Here is a 14,388-nt window from a genome sequence, read left to right as displayed (position 1 = left end):
CGCACAATCTTGATCCGAAAACCCATGACACAAGAACCACGCCCTCCTCTGCCCTCCGCGGCCCGTACCGTCTTCTTCGTTTCCGACGGCACCGGCATCACCGCCGAGACGTTCGGCCACTCGGTGCTGACGCAGTTCGATCTGCGCTTCCGCCAGATCCGCCTGCCCTTCATCGATACCATGGACAAGGCCTACGAGGCGGCGCGCAAGATCAACGAAGCCTTCGCCACCGATGGGCAGCGCCCGATCATTTTCTCGACCCTGGTGAAGAACGACCTGTCGGCCGTGATCCGCAAGTCCAGCGGCATGCACATGGACCTGATCCAGACCTTTGTCGCCCCGCTGGAGCAGGAACTTGGCGTGATGTCGACCCATACCATCGGGCGTTCGCACAACATCGTCGACAGCGAGGAATACAAGAACCGCATCGAGGCGATCAACTATTCGCTGGCGCACGACGATGGCCAGTCGCACAAGAACCTGTCCTCGGCCGATGTCATTCTGGTGGGTGTTTCGCGCTCTGGCAAGACCCCGACCAGCCTGTACCTGGCCATGCAGTACGGCATCAAGGCGGCCAATTATCCGCTCATTCCCGACGATTTCGAGCGCGACAAGCTGCCATCGGCCTTACTGGAATTTAAGAATAAAATTTTCGGATTGAGCATTACGCCCGAACGTTTGTCGGAAATACGCAACGAAAGACGCGCTGGAAGCAAGTATGCGGCCATCGAAAACTGCCGTTACGAGGTCAACGAGGCGGAAAAAATGATGAAACGCGAGGGTATCCGCTGGCTGTCGTCGACCACCAAGTCGATCGAAGAGATCTCCACGACGATCCTGCAAGAGATTAAGCCGAACCGCCGCGAATACTGAGAACACCTGAGCAAACCTGCTGCGCGTCGGTTTTGTCAGGTGTCCGTTTCTCTGGATAGTGCCGTCAGCGCCGCCACCAGCCGGTCCAGTTCACCGGTGGTGGTGGTGATAGCCACCGTGGCGCGCACGACGTCGGTATCCCCGATATTGCGTTCCACCGTGAAGATGCCAAAGCGCTGTAGCAAGGCTTGCTGCAACTGGCGCGCGCTCATGCCGTCGACGGCAAACGCCACCAGTGCCGTGCCCCGTTTCGCATCGAGCGGCGACAACATGCGCACGCCGGGCAGCTGCGCGGCACGGCTGACCCAGTAATTGCGCAGCCAGGCCAGGCGCTCCATCTTGACCGGCGTGCCGCCCAGGCGCGCATGGAAATCCAATGCGGCAGGCGCGGCCAGGATGGCGCCGATCGGCGGCATGCCCATGTGCAGGCGGCTGCGGATATCATCCAACGGATAATCCTCGTCGCCAAAATGCGGCTCGATCTTGTGCAGCTGCGATGCGCGGATATACACGACACCCAGTCCCGCCGGCGCTCCCAGCCATTTGTGCAGATTGAAACCGGCGAAATCGATGCCCAGGGCCTGCACGTCCACGTCGACCTGCCCCAGCGCATGGGCGCTGTCGAGCAGCACGTCGATGCCGTGTTCGCGCGCCAGCGCCATGATCTCCCGCACCGGCAGTTGCTGGCCGTTGGCCGGTGTCACCTGCGACAGCAGCAGCAATTTGGGCTTGACGGCCTGGCGCATGGCTTGCGCGTAACTGGCGACGATCTCGTCATCGCTGATGGGCAAGCGCAATGTGACTTGCGTGCTGGTGACGCCACGGCGCTGCGCCAGCCAGCGCATGGCCGTGCGCATGGCCGGATAGTCGAGATTACTCCACAGCACTGTATCGCCGGGCGCCAGGCCTTGGTATTGCGTGATCAGCACCTGCATGGACTCGGTGCCGCTGCGGGTCAGCAGGATTTCGTGCGGTTCCGCATGGATCAGTTCAGCGACACGCCGGCGCAGGATATCCACATGCGTGCGCGTGAACTCGCCGCGCACGAAAGGACTCAGTTGCTCGTTGGTGTAGCGCACGGCCTGCTCGAAGGCCGCTTGCACGGGCGCGGCCATGGCGCCGAAATAGCCGTGTTCGAGATTGACGATGGCGTCCGGCGGCGCAGGATAAAACGCGGCCACCTGGCGCCACCAGGCTTCGTCCCGGGCCGCATCGTCGGCAAGCAGGGGGAAGGACATGGCTACCCTGTTCAGGCCTGGCCCTGGCGCAGCTGCTCGAAGAAGCAGACGGCGGCGCAGGCGGCCACGTTCAGCGATTCGATCTGGCCCAGGTGGGGAATGACCACCTGGTGCGTGGCCATCGACAATAAATCGTCGGCGACGCCCTGCCCTTCATGGCCGAAGAGCCAGGCGACGGGTTGGCGCAGGTCGACGTCGTACAATCGCTGCGTGGCATAGCCGCTGGTGGCGAGCGTCGCCACCTTGGCACCGGAAACGAGCGCTGCCAGGTCGACGTTTTCAAAGATGTCGAGCACGAAGTGTGCGCCCATCGCCGCGCGCAGCACCTTCGGCGACCAGCAGAAGGCCGTGCCGGCGCTGCAATACACCTGCGTGATGCCGGCGGCCGCCGCGCTGCGCAGGATGGAACCCACGTTGCCCGGATCTTGCAGGTTATCGAGCAGCACGGCCGACACGCTCAGCGGCTGCGTGACGGCCCGTTCCGGCGTCTCGATGAGGAACATCACGCCCACGCCGTGCTCGACCTGGCTCACGGCGTGATACAGCGCGTCGGGCAAGCCCAGCACGTGCGCGCGCTGGCTTTCCAACTGGCCGACGATGTCCGCCACTTCCGGGTTCTGCAAGGCGCTTTCGCTGACGATGCACTGCTCCGGCATGCCGCGCAGCTGCAGGTAGGACTGGCACAGGTGTACACCGTCGAGCAGGGTGCGGCCCGACTTGCGGCGCGCCTGCGAACTGCCCGCCAGTTTCAGCAAATCCTTGTATTGCGCATTGTCGCGCGAAGTAATCGTCTTCATGCCACCACCTCCTGTCCGCCAAACAGGGCGATCACGTTGCGCACGGGCGCGAACGAACGGCGGTGCACGGGCGAGGCGCCGTGCAGGTGCAGGCGCTCCAGGTGCAATTTCGTGCCATAGCCCTTGTGCTGGTCGAAGCAGTATTCGGGATAGGCCGCATGCAGGTGCACCAGCGCCGCGTCGCGCGCCGTCTTGGCCAGGATGGAGGCGGCGGAAATCGAATCGACCTTGTCGTCGCCGCCGATGATGGCCATGCCGCGTATCGGCATCACGGGGCAGCGGTTGCCGTCGATCAAGGCCAGGGTCGGCACGGTGGCCAACGCCTCGACGGCGCGGCGCATGGCCAGCATCGACGCCTGCAAAATGTTCAGGCGGTCGATTTCCTCTTCCGACGCTTCGGCGATGGCCCAGGCGAGGGCCTTGGCCTTGATCTGCGGCGCCAGCAGGTCGCGTTTGGCTTCGGTGAGCCTTTTCGAATCGCGCAAGCCGTCGATGGGCTGGTTCGGGTCGAGGATCACGGCGGCGGCGAACACGGGGCCGGCCAGCGGACCGCGCCCTGCCTCGTCGACGCCGCAGATGATTTCATCGAGCGAGAATGGCAAGTCGTCAAACAGGCCGGGATAGATATTTTTCACGTTGAATCTTTGGTTGGGTACTGCGATTGAAGCGGTGATCGGGAGTTACTTGCGGTTGGCGGCGATGACTTGCATGACGGCGTTGGCGCTTTCGCGCGCGCTGTCGCGCAGCAGGCTGTGGTGCATGTCCGTGAAGCGCTGCACCAGGCGCAGGCGGCCTGGAACGTCGCTCAGCTGCTGCCACATGGCCTCGGCCAGCGCTTCCGGGCTGGCCGCGTTTTGCAGCAGCTCGGGCACCAGGTAATCGCGCGCCAGGATGTTGGGCAAACCGATCCACGGCTGGTAGCCCATGTGGCGCATGATTTCCCACGAGGCGCGCATCATCTTGTAGGCGATGACCATGGGTTTCTTGTACAGCGCCACTTCCAGCGAGGCCGTGCCCGACGCCACCAGCACCGCATCGGCGGCGCAGATGGCCGTGTGCGAGCCGCCATCCGTCAGCAGTATCTCGACGTCCTGCAGGCCCGCTTCGCGGATCAGCTGCAAAAAGTACTGGCGCTGTTTTTCGCCGGCCATGGGCGCGACGAAACGCAAGGAGCGGTCGCGCGCCAGCAGCAGCTTGCAGGCGGCCACGAACGCCACCGTATTGTATTTGAGCTCGCCCATGCGGCTCCCCGGCATCAGGGTCACGACGTTCGCGGCTTCCGGCAAGCCCAGGGTGCGGCGCGCGGCCGCTTCGTCGGGCTGCAACGGGATCATTTCGGCCAGCGGATGGCCGACATAGGTGACGGGCACGCCCGCCTTGCGGTAGATCTCTTCCTCGAACGGGAAGATCACCAGCATGTGCGAGACGGCCTTGATGATTTTCTTGATGCGCCCACCGCGCCAGGCCCATATCTGCGGCCCGATGTAGTGCACGGTGGGGATGCCGCCTTCCTTGAGCTGCTGTTCCAGCCCCAGGTTGAAGCCGGGATAGTCGGCGCCGATGAAGACGGCGGGACGCTCGGCCAGCAACTGGTCGCGCAGCGCGTTCTGGATGCCCTTGATTTCGCGGTAGCGGGGAATGATTTCGAACAGGCCCCGTACCGTCAGCTTGTCGAGCGGCCAGTCGGAAATAAAGCCCTGCCTGGCCATGTGCTCGCCGCCGATACCGTGGAAGCGCGTGCCGGGCAGCTGCGGCACGAGGCCGGACAGCAGCCGGCTGGCCAGCAGGTCGCCCGACACCTCGCCGGCGACGATGGCGACGTTGGCGACGCCGAGGCCGCTGGCCTGGTCAGCGGACGATGCCACGCGAGGCCACGCCAAGGAATTCGCGCATGGCGCGAATGTGTTGCGCCACCTCGGGCGACGACGCCGCTTCTTCTTCGAACAGGGCTGCCTTCGATTCTTCCAGGGTCAGTCCCGAGCGGTAAATGAGTTTGTACGCGGTGCGGATGCCGTTGATCTGCTCGCGCGTAAAGCCGCGGCGTTTCAAGCCCTCGATATTGACGCCATGCGCCTGCGCCGGATTGCCGTTCAACAACACAAAAGGTGGCACGTCCTGCGTCAGGCTGGTGCTCATGCCGACGAAGGCGTGCGCGCCGATCTTGCAGAACTGGTGCACGTTGGCGAAGCCGCTCATGATGACCCAGTCGCCGATCTCCACGTGGCCCGCCAGCTGGGCGTTGTTCGAAAAGATGGTGTTGTTGCCCACCAGGCAATCGTGCGCCAGGTGCACGTATGCCGAAATCCAGTTGTCGTTGCCCAGGCGCGTCACGCCGCCGCCCTGCACGGTACCCGTGTTGAAGGTGCAGAATTCGCGGATGGTGTTGCGGTCGCCGATTTCCAGGCGCGTCGCCTCGCCTGCCCATTTTTTATCCTGCGGCTGCGCGCCGATGGAAGAAAACTGGAACAGGTGGTTGTCGCTGCCGATCGTCGTATGGCCGTCGATGACCACGTGCGGGCCGACCTTGGTGCCGGCGCCGATGCGCACGTGCGGACCGATAATGGTGTACGGACCCACCTCGACCGAGCTGTCGAGCTCGGCCTTCGGATCGATCACTGCCGTGGAGTGGATGGCCGCCATATCACTGCCCCGCTGGCTGGCTCGCAGACTGGCTCGCATCCTGCGCGCTGCGGATGGTGCACATCAGTTCCGCTTCCAGCGCCACTTTGCCGTCGACGGAGCCGACTGCCTTGTATTTCCAGATGCCGCGCGAGACGCGCAGGATTTCCACATCCATCTTCAGCTGGTCGCCCGGTTCGACAGGACGCTTGAAGCGCGCATTGTCGATGCCGACGAAGTAGACCACCGAATTTTCATCCGGTTTCACACCCATCGACAGGAACGACAGCAAGGCCGCCGTTTGCGCCAGCGCTTCGATCATCAGCACGCCGGGCATGACCGGCTTGTGCGGGAAATGGCCCTGGAAGAACTCTTCGTTGACCGTCACGTTCTTGATGGCGGTGATGGTTTTGTTCGCTTCCCAGTCCAGCACGCGGTCAACCAGCAGCAGCGGATAGCGGTGCGGCAGCAGCGATTTGATGGCCAGGATGTCGAGGGTCTTTTTTTCAGTAGTCATTTTTCGTCTTGCGTGGTCAGTGTTTTAATTGTTTTTTCAAGCGCGCGGATCTTCTCGCGCATGCTTGACAGGTTGCGCACGATGGCGGCGCTCTTTTCCCAGTCGGCGTTCTTGGCCAGCGGATAAAAACCCGTGTACTGCCCCGGCTCCGCGATCGAACGCGAGACCATGCTGCCCGAGCCCACGTGGACGCGGTCGGCAATGGTCAGGTGGCCCAGCACCATGGCGGCGCCGCCAAAGGTGCAGTACTTGCCGATGATGGCGCTGCCGGCCACGCCGACGCAGCCGGCCATGGCCGTGTGCGCGCCGATGCGGCAGTTGTGGCCGATCTGGATCTGGTTATCGAGCTTGACGCCATCTTCGATGATGGTGTCGGCCAGTGCGCCGCGGTCGATGGTGGTGTTGGCGCCGATATCGACATCGTCACCGATCACCACCCTGCCCGTCTGCGGAATCTTGATATACACGCCGCCTTCGTTGGCGAAGCCGAATCCGTCGGTGCCGATCACGGCACCCGAATGGATGATGCCGCGCTGGCCGATCACGCAGCGCGCATGGAAGGTCACGTTGGCCAGCAGCTGCGTGCCCGCGCCGATAACGGCGTCGCGCCCCACCACGCAGCCAGGCCCGATGACGCAGCCGGCACCGATCACGGCACCCGCTTCGATCACCGCATGCGCGCCGACGGAGGCGCTGGCGTCAACCTGCGCGCTGGCGTCGACAAAGGCGCCCGGGTGGATGCCGACCGGGGCCTTGATTTCGTGCAAGGCGGCGAAATACTGCGCCGCACGCGCGAAATACACATAGGGATTCGGTGTGACGATGCGCGCGCCCGCGTACTCGTCGCCGATCAGCGCGTCGTCGGCCGGCGTGAGGATCAGCGCCGCAGCGCCGCTCTGGGCCGCCTGTGCGCGGAATTTGGTATTGCTGAGAAAGCTGATGTGCGAAGCGCCGGCGTCGGCCAGCGGTGCGATGCCTGAGACTTCCAGGTTCGGATCGCCCGCCAATTGCCCGCCGAAGCGTTCGACCAATTCTCCTAGTCGAGTGCCCATCTGATTACCTTTATAAATACGCCTGCCAGTGCACGCAGAGCATGCACTGGCAGGCTTGAAACCGTTTCGATTACTTGTCCAGCGCCTTCAAGACCTTGTCGGTGATGTCGATGCGCGGGCTGGCCCACAGGGCTTCCTGCAGCACGATGTCATATCCTTCGATATGCGCCATCTGCTGGATGATGGTGTTGGCTTTTTCCGCGATGGCGCTGCGCTCTTCGTTCGTGCGCTGGCTCAGGTCTTCGCGGAACTCACGCTGGCGGCGCTGCAGCTCCTTGTCCAGCTCGAAAAACTCGCGCTGGCGCTTGGCGCGCTCCGCCTCGCTCAGGGTCGGCATGTCCTTTTCCAGGGCTTCGTTGGCGACCTTGAAGCGGGCCGCCAGTTCCTGCACGGCTTTTTCACGCGAGCGGAACTCTTCGGCCAGCTTGGCGCTGGCCAGCTTGGCCAGCCTCGATTCGTTATAAATACGTTCGCTGCTGATCCAGGCGATCTTCGACTCCTGAGCCTGCGCCTGCACCGGCAACAGCGAACTCCAGCACAATGCAATCATGGCAAGGGACTTGGGCAGGGTGGCGGATGCGGTGTTCATGATACTCCATGGTCAAAAAGTAAAAGCTGTCGCCCCGTTTCAGATGGCCGGTTAGAAACCGGTGCCCATCTGGAACTGGAAGCGCTCCAGGCGGTCCGTCGGCTTGGCGTTCAGCGGCTTGGCATAGCTCAGCTTGAGCGGGCCCACCGGTGAAATCCAGCTGATGCCCAAGCCAGCAGAATAGCGCAATTGCGAAATCCGCATTTTTTCGCCTTCCTGGTAGACCTGGCCGCCGTCAAGGAAACCGAACCAGCGCAGGCTGCGGTCATTGCCCGAACCGGGGAATGGCATTTGCAGTTCCGCGTTACCGATCAAGCGCGAAGCGCCACCCAGGGCATCGTTGGTGCTCGGTTCAACCGCGCCCAGCGAGGAACTCAGATAGCCGCGCACCGAACCGATGCCGCCGCCGTAGAAGTTCTTGAAGACCGGATACACGTGCTTGCCGATACCGTGGCCGTAATCGATCTCGCCCTTCAGCGCCAGGGTGACCTTGCTGAACAGCGGACGGAAGTACTGGTGCTCATAGATGGCACGGAAGTACTTCTGGTCGCCGATCAGGTCAGCCTCCAGGTTGACGCGCTGGTAGCGGCCGATCGATGGCGTCAGGGCGCTGTCGCGGCTGTCGCGCTGCCATGCCGCCGTCAGCGGGATGGAATTGGTGGTGGCCGAACCGATACCGTCGGACGGGCCGCCATTGTCCACCACGTACTGCTTGAAGCGGATCGGGCTGGTGACGTCGGTCTCGATGCGCGAGCGCTCGCCGCCGATACCGAAGAAGACGGTGTCGACTTCCGAGAACGGCACGCCGAAACTGACGCGGCCACCGGTTTGCTTGATCTTGTAGCTGCCGATGTTCAGCGCTGGCGGTTCCGTCGTCCGCAGGTAGACTTCAAAGCTGCGCGAAATGCCGTCGTCCGTGAAGTACGGATTGGTTTGCGAAAACGCAATCGTGCGGCTGTAGTGGCTGGTATTGAGTTCAATGCCGACCGTGTTGCCGCTACCGGCAAAGTTGGCCTGCGAAATCGACGCCGACAGGGTGAATTTCTCCGATTGCGAGAAAGCGCCGCCGATCAGGAAGTTACCCGTTGGTTTTTCCACCACCGTCACGTTGACGTCGACCTGGTCGGTCGTGCCCTGCGCTTCCGGCGTGTCGATGGTCACGTCCTTGAAGTAGCCCAGACGGTCGACACGGTCGCGCGACAGCTTGATCTTGTTGCTGTCATACCAGGACGATTCGAACTGGCGGAATTCGCGGCGGATGACTTCATCGCGCGTGGTGGTATTGCCGGCGATATTCATGTGGCGCACGTAGACGCGCTTGCCCGGATCGATGAAGAAGGTGAAACCGACTTCATGCTTTTCACGGTTGATTTCCGGATTGGCGTTGACGTTGGCAAACGCGTAGCCGAACGTGGCCAGGCGGTCCTGGATGCGCTTGTTCGTCGCCGTCAGGCGCGCGCCCGAATAGATTTCGCCTTCGCGCATCAGGTTCAGGGCTTTCAGCTCTTCTTCGCGACCGAACATCTCGCCTTCGAACTTGGTGCCGGCGATCTTGTATTTTTCACCTTCGGTGATATTGATCGTCAGGTAAATGTCTTTTTTATCGGGCGTGATCGACACTTGCGTCGAGTCGACCTGCATCTCGATATAGCCGCGGTCCAGGTAGTAGGACTTGAGCGACTCGATGTCGCCCGTCAGCTTGGTTTTCGAATATTGATCGGCCTTGGTGTACCAGCTGAACCAGCCGCCCGTGTTCAGGGCCAGCTGCTCGCGCAGTTCCTTGTCGGTGAAGGCCTTGTTGCCGACGATGTTGATCTGCTTGATGCGGGCCACGTCGCCCTCGTCGACGGCGAACACCACGTTGACGCGGTTGCGCTCGATCGGCGTGACGGTGGTGGTGATCTTCACGCCGTACAGGCCATGCGACAGGTACTGGCGCTTGAGTTCCTGTTCCGCGCGGTCAACGGATGCCTTGTCGAAAATCTTGGCTTCGCCCACGCCGATTTCCTTCAATGCCTTGACCAGCACATCCTTTTCAAATTCCTTGGTACCCGTAAATGCCACGGAAGCGATGGCCGGACGTTCCTCGACCAGCACCACCAGCACGTCGCCCTCGGCTTCCAGGCGCACATCCTTGAACATGCCCGTCGCATACAGGGCCTTGATGGCGGCAACGCTCTTCTCGTCGGAGAACGTTTCGCCGACCCGCACCGGCAGGTAGGCAAAGACGGTGCCCGCTTCGGTACGCTGGATCCCTTCGACCCGGATGTCCTTGACAGTAAATGGCTGGACGGCCAGCGCGTGGCCGGAACAGATGGCCATGACGGCGGCGCCGATCAGGCTGCGACGAAAGGAAGGCAAGGCAAAACGAGCAGAATGTAATTTCATTGGGGTTATTCAATGGTAAATCAATGGACAACATACACAAAAGATTGCTTGTGCGACTCACGCAATGGCATCAACCACCGCCCTAATTCAGCAATCGCAACACGTCATTAAAGACGGCAAGCACCATCAAGGTCAGCAACAAACCGATCCCCAGGCGCTGGGCAATCTCGCCTACGCGCTCCGGCAAGGGGCGTCCGGTCAAAACTTCCAGCGAATAATACAGCAAATGCCCGCCATCCAGAACAGGAATGGGTAGCAAATTCATCACGCCCAGACTGATACTGATGAAGGCAATGAAGCTCAGGTAGCTTACCAGGCCGATGCGCGCCGTCTGGCCCGCGTAATCGGCGATGGTAATGGGACCCGTCACATTCTTCAGCGAGACCTGGCCGGTGATCATTTTGCCCAGCATTTTCAGGCTCATGACACTGGTATCCCAGACCTTGGCGGACGCCTTGCCCACGGCAGAGAACGGTCCAGAGGCCACGGTGATCATATCCGGCACCTGTCCCAGCTTTGCCTGTATCTTACCAACTGTTACAGCTCCCTCTGCCCCGGCGCCCGGCACGGCGTCCGGCGTAATGGACAGGGTCAGGTCCTGGCCCTGGCGCAAGAGCTGTAATTGCAAGGTCCGGCCCGGCGCCTGGCTCAGGGTGGCGATGACGGCCGCCACATCGTGCACGGGCTGTTCGTCGATGGCCAGGATCTGGTCGTTTTTCTGCAGGCCGGCGCGCGCGGCGGCGCCATCGGGCATGATTTCCATCAAGGTGGGCGCGGAACGGGCCAGGGTCAGGCCCAGCTTGCCCAGCACGTCGCCTTCCAGGTCCGCTTCCGTCAGGCTGGCTGTCGGCAAGGTCGCTTCCTGCTGGCCACGGTCGGGACGGCGCACTTCGATGCGCGCCGGCTGCTTGTCGAGGGTGGCCTGGATCAGTTCCCAGCGCAGCTCGGACCAGCTGGCCACGGCCTTGCCATTCACCGCTTCGACCGTATCGCCGCTGCGCAAGCCGGCCGCATAGGCGGCGGTCTGCTCGGCCACGGGACCGAGCTTGCTCGACGGCTCTTCGATACCATGCATGAACAGGCCCGCGTACAGCACAATGGCGACGAGGAAATTGGCCAGCGGGCCGGCGGCCACGATGGCGATGCGGCGCCACACGCTCTGGCGCGTGAATTCGCGGCGCAATTCGTTTTCCGGCAAGTCGCTGAGGTCTTGCGCGCGGCTGTCGAGCATGCTGACATAGCCGCCCAGCGGCAGCGCGGAAATCGCCCACTCCGTCTGGTCTTTGCCAAACTTGCGCGAATACACCACTTTTCCCATGCCGATCGAGAAACGCAGCACTTTTACGCCGCACCAGCGCGCCACCAGGTAGTGGCCCAGCTCGTGCAGGGTGATCAGCGAGCCCAGCGCGACGATGAACGCCAGCAAGGTAGTAATCAAGGTCATGCGGCCAGCCTGTGGGCGATGTACGCGTGCGCGGCCGCTCTGGCGAGGCGGTCCTGCTCCATCACGGCCTCGATGCTCGAAGCGGCGCCGTGCGGCACCGTCTCGATCACGTGCGCGATGACGCGGTCGATCTGGCGGAAGCCGATCTGTTCATCGAGGAAGGCTTGCACCGCCACTTCATTGGCCGCGTTCAGCAAGGCCGGCGCCGTGCCGCCCGCGCGCAGGGCGTCGAAGGCCAGCGCCAGGCAGGGGAAGCGGCGGAAATCGGGACGTTCGAACTGCAAGGTGGCCACTTGCGCCAGGTCAAGCTGCGCCACGCCAGAGTTGATACGCTGTGGATACGCCAGCGCATGCGCGATCGGCGTGCGCATGTCCGGATTGCCCAGCTGGGCCAGCACGGAACCGTCGATGTACGAGACCATCGAATGGATCACGCTTTGCGGGTGGATCAGCACTTCGATCTGCTCCGCCGGCGCGCCGAACAGCCAGTGCGCCTCGATCACTTCCAGGCCCTTGTTCATCATGGTGGCCGAATCGACGGAAATCTTGCGCCCCATGGCCCAGGTCGGATGCTTGCAAGCCTGGTCCGGCGTGACCGTGTCGAGCGTTTCGACGTCGCGCGTGAGGAAGGGGCCGCCCGACGCCGTCAGCACGATTTTCGCCACGCCCGCAGCGCCCGGCGCGCGGCCATGGGCATGGGCATGCGGCATGCATTGGAAGATGGCGTTATGTTCGCTGTCGATCGGCAACAGTACGGCGCCGTTGTCATGCACGGCATCGATGAACAGCTGGCCGGACATGACCAGCGCTTCCTTGTTGGCCAGCAATACTTTCTTGCCAGCACGGGCCGCCGCCAGGGTCGGCGCCAGGCCGGCCGCGCCGACGATGGCCGCCATCACGCCCGTCACTTGCGGCGCGCTGGCGATGGCGCACAGGGCCTCCACGCCATACTCGACTTGCGTATCGACGCCCTGCCCGCGCAGCAAACGCGTCAGCTCAAGGGCGGCGTCAGCCGTGCCGACGACGGCGCGCTGGGGACGGAATTGCAGGCACTGGGCGGCCAGTTCGGCGACACGGCTGTGCGCGCTCAACGCGTACACGCTGTATTGCTCCGGGTGACGCGCGAGCACGTCCAGGGTGGACACGCCGATCGAACCGGTCGCGCCTAGGATGGTGATGTATTGCATGAGTTTCCTTAAAGCCAGCTGGCCACGAGGGCGGCAAATGGCAGGACCGGGATCAACGCGTCGATACGGTCGAGTACACCGCCATGGCCGGGCAGCAGGTTGCTGCTGTCCTTGATGCCGGCGCGGCGCTTCAATTGGGATTCGAACAGGTCGCCGACGATGCTGGCGGCGACGATCAGCAGCAGCACCAGCAAGGCCACCAGCCAGCCGCGGCGCAATTGCAGCTGCACGGCAAAGGTGTCTTGCAAGACCGGCAGTGCTGGCGCGGCGAAAATCGTGATGGCGGCGATGACGAGCACGGCGATGCCGCCGCCGATGGCGCCTTCCCAGGATTTACCTGGGGAAATACTTGGCGCCAGCTTGCGCTTGCCGAAAGCCTTGCCCGAGAAATAGGCGCCGATATCGGCGATCCACACGAGGGCCATCACGGACAGCAGGTACAAGGGGCTATGCAGGAACAAGGCGATGATGGCGACGAAGCAGCCGACGATGGTCACCGGATACACCAGACTGAGCAAGGTATTGCCCAGGCCTTCGGTGGGCGGCAAGCCCGTCGCCAGCGAAGGCACGAAGCGGATCAGCCAGATGGCCACGCACAGGGCGAACCAGAAATTGAGCTGCACCATGCCGTTGCCGCCAAAAAACGTATAAGCGAAGGCGGCAGTCCAGATGGCGGCAATCAGGAGCGCCTGGCGATTTTTGAAAATGCGGAAGCTTTCCCAGATGGCGGCGCCGAAGAACGCCGTGGCGATCACGGCGAAGGCGGGGAAGTAATTCAGATACAGAACCGGCAGCAAGACCGCCAACAAGACCAGGGCGGTGATTATCCGTGTTTTCAGCATCAGTTTGTCTTTTCAGTTAATTGCGCGCTGGTACGGCCAAAGCGCCGTTCGCGCTGCTGGTAAGACGCGATTGCCGCGTCGAGGCACTCGTCATTGAAGTCGGGCCAGAAAGTCTCGGTGAAAAACAACTCAGTGTACGCCAGTTGCCACAGGAGGAAATTGGAAATGCGCTGCTCGCCGCCCGTGCGGATGAACAGGTCGGGCTCGGGCGCGTAAGCCATGGCCAGGTGCGGCGCCAGTTGCTCTTCCGTGTAGGCGTGCCCGGCGCTCTGGCCGTTGGCTGCCGCCTCGGCCGTCATTTTGTTGACTGCCTGCATGATATCCCAGCGGCCGCCGTAATTGGCGCAGATGGACACCGTCAGGCGCGTGTTGTTCGCCGTCTTGCGTTCCGCATTGGCGATCAGGGTTTGCAACTGCTCATTGAAGCGCGACAGGTCGCCCACGACCTTCAGGCGGATATCATTGGCGTGCATCTTGACCACTTCGCGTTCCAGCATGGTAACGAACAGGCGCATCAGCATCGACACCTCTTCTTCCGGGCGGCGCCAGTTTTCCGAACTGAAGGCAAACAGGGTCAGGTACTCGACACCGCGATCGAGGCAAGTCTCGACGATGCCGCGCACGGCGTCGGCGCCCTTGACGTGGCCAGCCACGCGGGGCAGGAAGCGCTTGGTTGCCCAGCGGCCATTGCCATCCATAATGATTGCCACATGGCGCGGCACCGTGCCCACCTCAGGTACTGCCGTTGTCGAACTCGAATAGATCATGAAAACACGAATACCAAAAATAAAAGATAGCTATTATGCGCCAAATAGCACTGCCCGGAAAAGCCATGCTTTTCC

14 protein-coding genes are annotated in these 14,388 nt (G+C 62.5%); 1 reads left to right on the top strand and 13 read right to left on the bottom strand.

The window, feature by feature from the left end; all coding sequences use genetic code 11:
• The first annotated feature begins 24 nt into the window (after positions 1–24).
• The gene (locus O3299_RS04820; protein ID WP_035818186.1) at positions 25–873 is read left to right on the top strand and encodes a pyruvate, water dikinase regulatory protein; all 849 of its coding nucleotides are present in this window, start codon (positions 25–27) and stop codon (positions 871–873) included.
• Between the two features lie 35 nt (positions 874–908).
• Here the strand turns inward: O3299_RS04820 and O3299_RS04815 are convergent, their stop codons facing one another.
• From O3299_RS04815 to uppS, 13 genes are all read right to left on the bottom strand, one after another.
• Positions 909–2,111 carry an aminotransferase class V-fold PLP-dependent enzyme gene (locus tag O3299_RS04815; protein WP_305061619.1) on the bottom strand — a complete coding sequence of 401 codons (1,203 nt, stop codon included), beginning with the start codon at positions 2,109–2,111 and terminating at the stop codon, positions 909–911.
• Between the two features lie 11 nt (positions 2,112–2,122).
• On the bottom strand, positions 2,123–2,908 hold the full coding sequence (locus tag O3299_RS04810; protein ID WP_251349116.1) for an RNA methyltransferase: 786 nt from the start codon (positions 2,906–2,908) through the stop codon (positions 2,123–2,125).
• A complete protein-coding gene (gene rnhB / locus O3299_RS04805) occupies positions 2,905–3,543 on the bottom strand; it encodes a ribonuclease HII (protein WP_305061618.1) in 639 nt (212 codons plus the stop codon). Before rnhB ends, O3299_RS04810 begins: the two co-directional genes overlap by 4 nt.
• Positions 3,544–3,588: 45 nt before the next feature.
• Positions 3,589–4,773: a lipid-A-disaccharide synthase gene (lpxB, locus tag O3299_RS04800; RefSeq protein ID WP_305061617.1), complete on the bottom strand. Its 1,185-nt coding sequence runs from the start codon at positions 4,771–4,773 to the stop codon at positions 3,589–3,591.
• Positions 4,757–5,548 carry an acyl-ACP--UDP-N-acetylglucosamine O-acyltransferase gene (gene lpxA, locus O3299_RS04795; RefSeq protein ID WP_034784140.1) on the bottom strand — a complete coding sequence of 264 codons (792 nt, stop codon included), beginning with the start codon at positions 5,546–5,548 and terminating at the stop codon, positions 4,757–4,759. Before lpxA ends, lpxB begins: the two co-directional genes overlap by 17 nt.
• Position 5,549: 1 nt before the next feature.
• Positions 5,550–6,044, bottom strand: coding sequence for a 3-hydroxyacyl-ACP dehydratase FabZ (fabZ, locus tag O3299_RS04790; protein ID WP_071077748.1), 495 nt, complete (start codon positions 6,042–6,044; stop codon positions 5,550–5,552).
• Positions 6,041–7,096 (bottom strand): UDP-3-O-(3-hydroxymyristoyl)glucosamine N-acyltransferase, encoded by a 1,056-nt coding sequence (lpxD, locus tag O3299_RS04785; protein WP_289898329.1) that lies wholly within the window; start codon positions 7,094–7,096, stop codon positions 6,041–6,043. Before lpxD ends, fabZ begins: the two co-directional genes overlap by 4 nt.
• A gap of 70 nt (positions 7,097–7,166) precedes the next feature.
• Positions 7,167–7,685 carry an OmpH family outer membrane protein gene (locus O3299_RS04780; protein WP_077403376.1) on the bottom strand — a complete coding sequence of 173 codons (519 nt, stop codon included), beginning with the start codon at positions 7,683–7,685 and terminating at the stop codon, positions 7,167–7,169.
• A 51-nt stretch (positions 7,686–7,736) separates the two neighbouring features.
• Positions 7,737–10,073 (bottom strand): outer membrane protein assembly factor BamA, encoded by a 2,337-nt coding sequence (bamA, locus tag O3299_RS04775; protein ID WP_099664327.1) that lies wholly within the window; start codon positions 10,071–10,073, stop codon positions 7,737–7,739.
• 82 nt (positions 10,074–10,155) lie between these two features.
• Positions 10,156–11,517: an RIP metalloprotease RseP gene (rseP, locus tag O3299_RS04770; protein WP_251349121.1), complete on the bottom strand. Its 1,362-nt coding sequence runs from the start codon at positions 11,515–11,517 to the stop codon at positions 10,156–10,158.
• Positions 11,514–12,704 (bottom strand): 1-deoxy-D-xylulose-5-phosphate reductoisomerase, encoded by a 1,191-nt coding sequence (gene ispC, locus O3299_RS04765; protein WP_305061616.1) that lies wholly within the window; start codon positions 12,702–12,704, stop codon positions 11,514–11,516. The genes rseP and ispC overlap by 4 nt, the downstream gene beginning before the upstream one ends.
• A gap of 8 nt (positions 12,705–12,712) precedes the next feature.
• Positions 12,713–13,546, bottom strand: coding sequence for a phosphatidate cytidylyltransferase (locus tag O3299_RS04760; RefSeq protein ID WP_305061615.1), 834 nt, complete (start codon positions 13,544–13,546; stop codon positions 12,713–12,715).
• Positions 13,546–14,313, bottom strand: a complete 768-nt coding sequence (gene uppS / locus O3299_RS04755) for a polyprenyl diphosphate synthase (RefSeq protein ID WP_099664331.1) — start codon at positions 14,311–14,313, stop codon at positions 13,546–13,548. The genes O3299_RS04760 and uppS overlap by 1 nt, the downstream gene beginning before the upstream one ends.
• Positions 14,314–14,388: the final 75 nt, after the last annotated feature.

Origin of the sequence: Janthinobacterium sp. SUN176, assembly GCF_030587335.1 — a bacterium.
GTDB lineage: Bacteria > Pseudomonadota > Gammaproteobacteria > Burkholderiales > Burkholderiaceae_D > Janthinobacterium > Janthinobacterium kumbetense.
The sequence above is the reverse complement of the archived record's forward strand: the minus strand, read 5'-3'. Positions and strand labels throughout refer to the sequence as shown.

Excerpts from the sequence above, each read along its gene's own strand:
- O3299_RS04760 (WP_305061615.1), bottom strand. The coding sequence starts at position 13,546 with ATGCTGAAAACACGGATAATCACCGCCCTGGTCTTGTTGGCGGTCTTG.
- O3299_RS04810 (WP_251349116.1), bottom strand. The coding sequence starts at position 2,908 with ATGAAGACGATTACTTCGCGCGACAATGCGCAATACAAGGATTTGCTG.
- fabZ (WP_071077748.1), bottom strand. The coding sequence starts at position 6,044 with ATGACTACTGAAAAAAAGACCCTCGACATCCTGGCCATCAAATCGCTG.
- O3299_RS04815 (WP_305061619.1), bottom strand. The coding sequence starts at position 2,111 with ATGTCCTTCCCCCTGCTTGCCGACGATGCGGCCCGGGACGAAGCCTGG.
- lpxD (WP_289898329.1), bottom strand. The coding sequence starts at position 7,096 with ATGGGCACTCGACTAGGAGAATTGGTCGAACGCTTCGGCGGGCAATTG.
- O3299_RS04820 (WP_035818186.1), top strand. The coding sequence starts at position 25 with ATGACACAAGAACCACGCCCTCCTCTGCCCTCCGCGGCCCGTACCGTC.
- lpxA (WP_034784140.1), bottom strand. The coding sequence starts at position 5,548 with ATGGCGGCCATCCACTCCACGGCAGTGATCGATCCGAAGGCCGAGCTC.
- ispC (WP_305061616.1), bottom strand. The coding sequence starts at position 12,704 with ATGCAATACATCACCATCCTAGGCGCGACCGGTTCGATCGGCGTGTCC.
- O3299_RS04780 (WP_077403376.1), bottom strand. The coding sequence starts at position 7,685 with ATGAACACCGCATCCGCCACCCTGCCCAAGTCCCTTGCCATGATTGCA.
- rseP (WP_251349121.1), bottom strand. The coding sequence starts at position 11,517 with ATGACCTTGATTACTACCTTGCTGGCGTTCATCGTCGCGCTGGGCTCG.
- uppS (WP_099664331.1), bottom strand. The coding sequence starts at position 14,313 with ATGATCTATTCGAGTTCGACAACGGCAGTACCTGAGGTGGGCACGGTG.
- bamA (WP_099664327.1), bottom strand. The coding sequence starts at position 10,073 with ATGAAATTACATTCTGCTCGTTTTGCCTTGCCTTCCTTTCGTCGCAGC.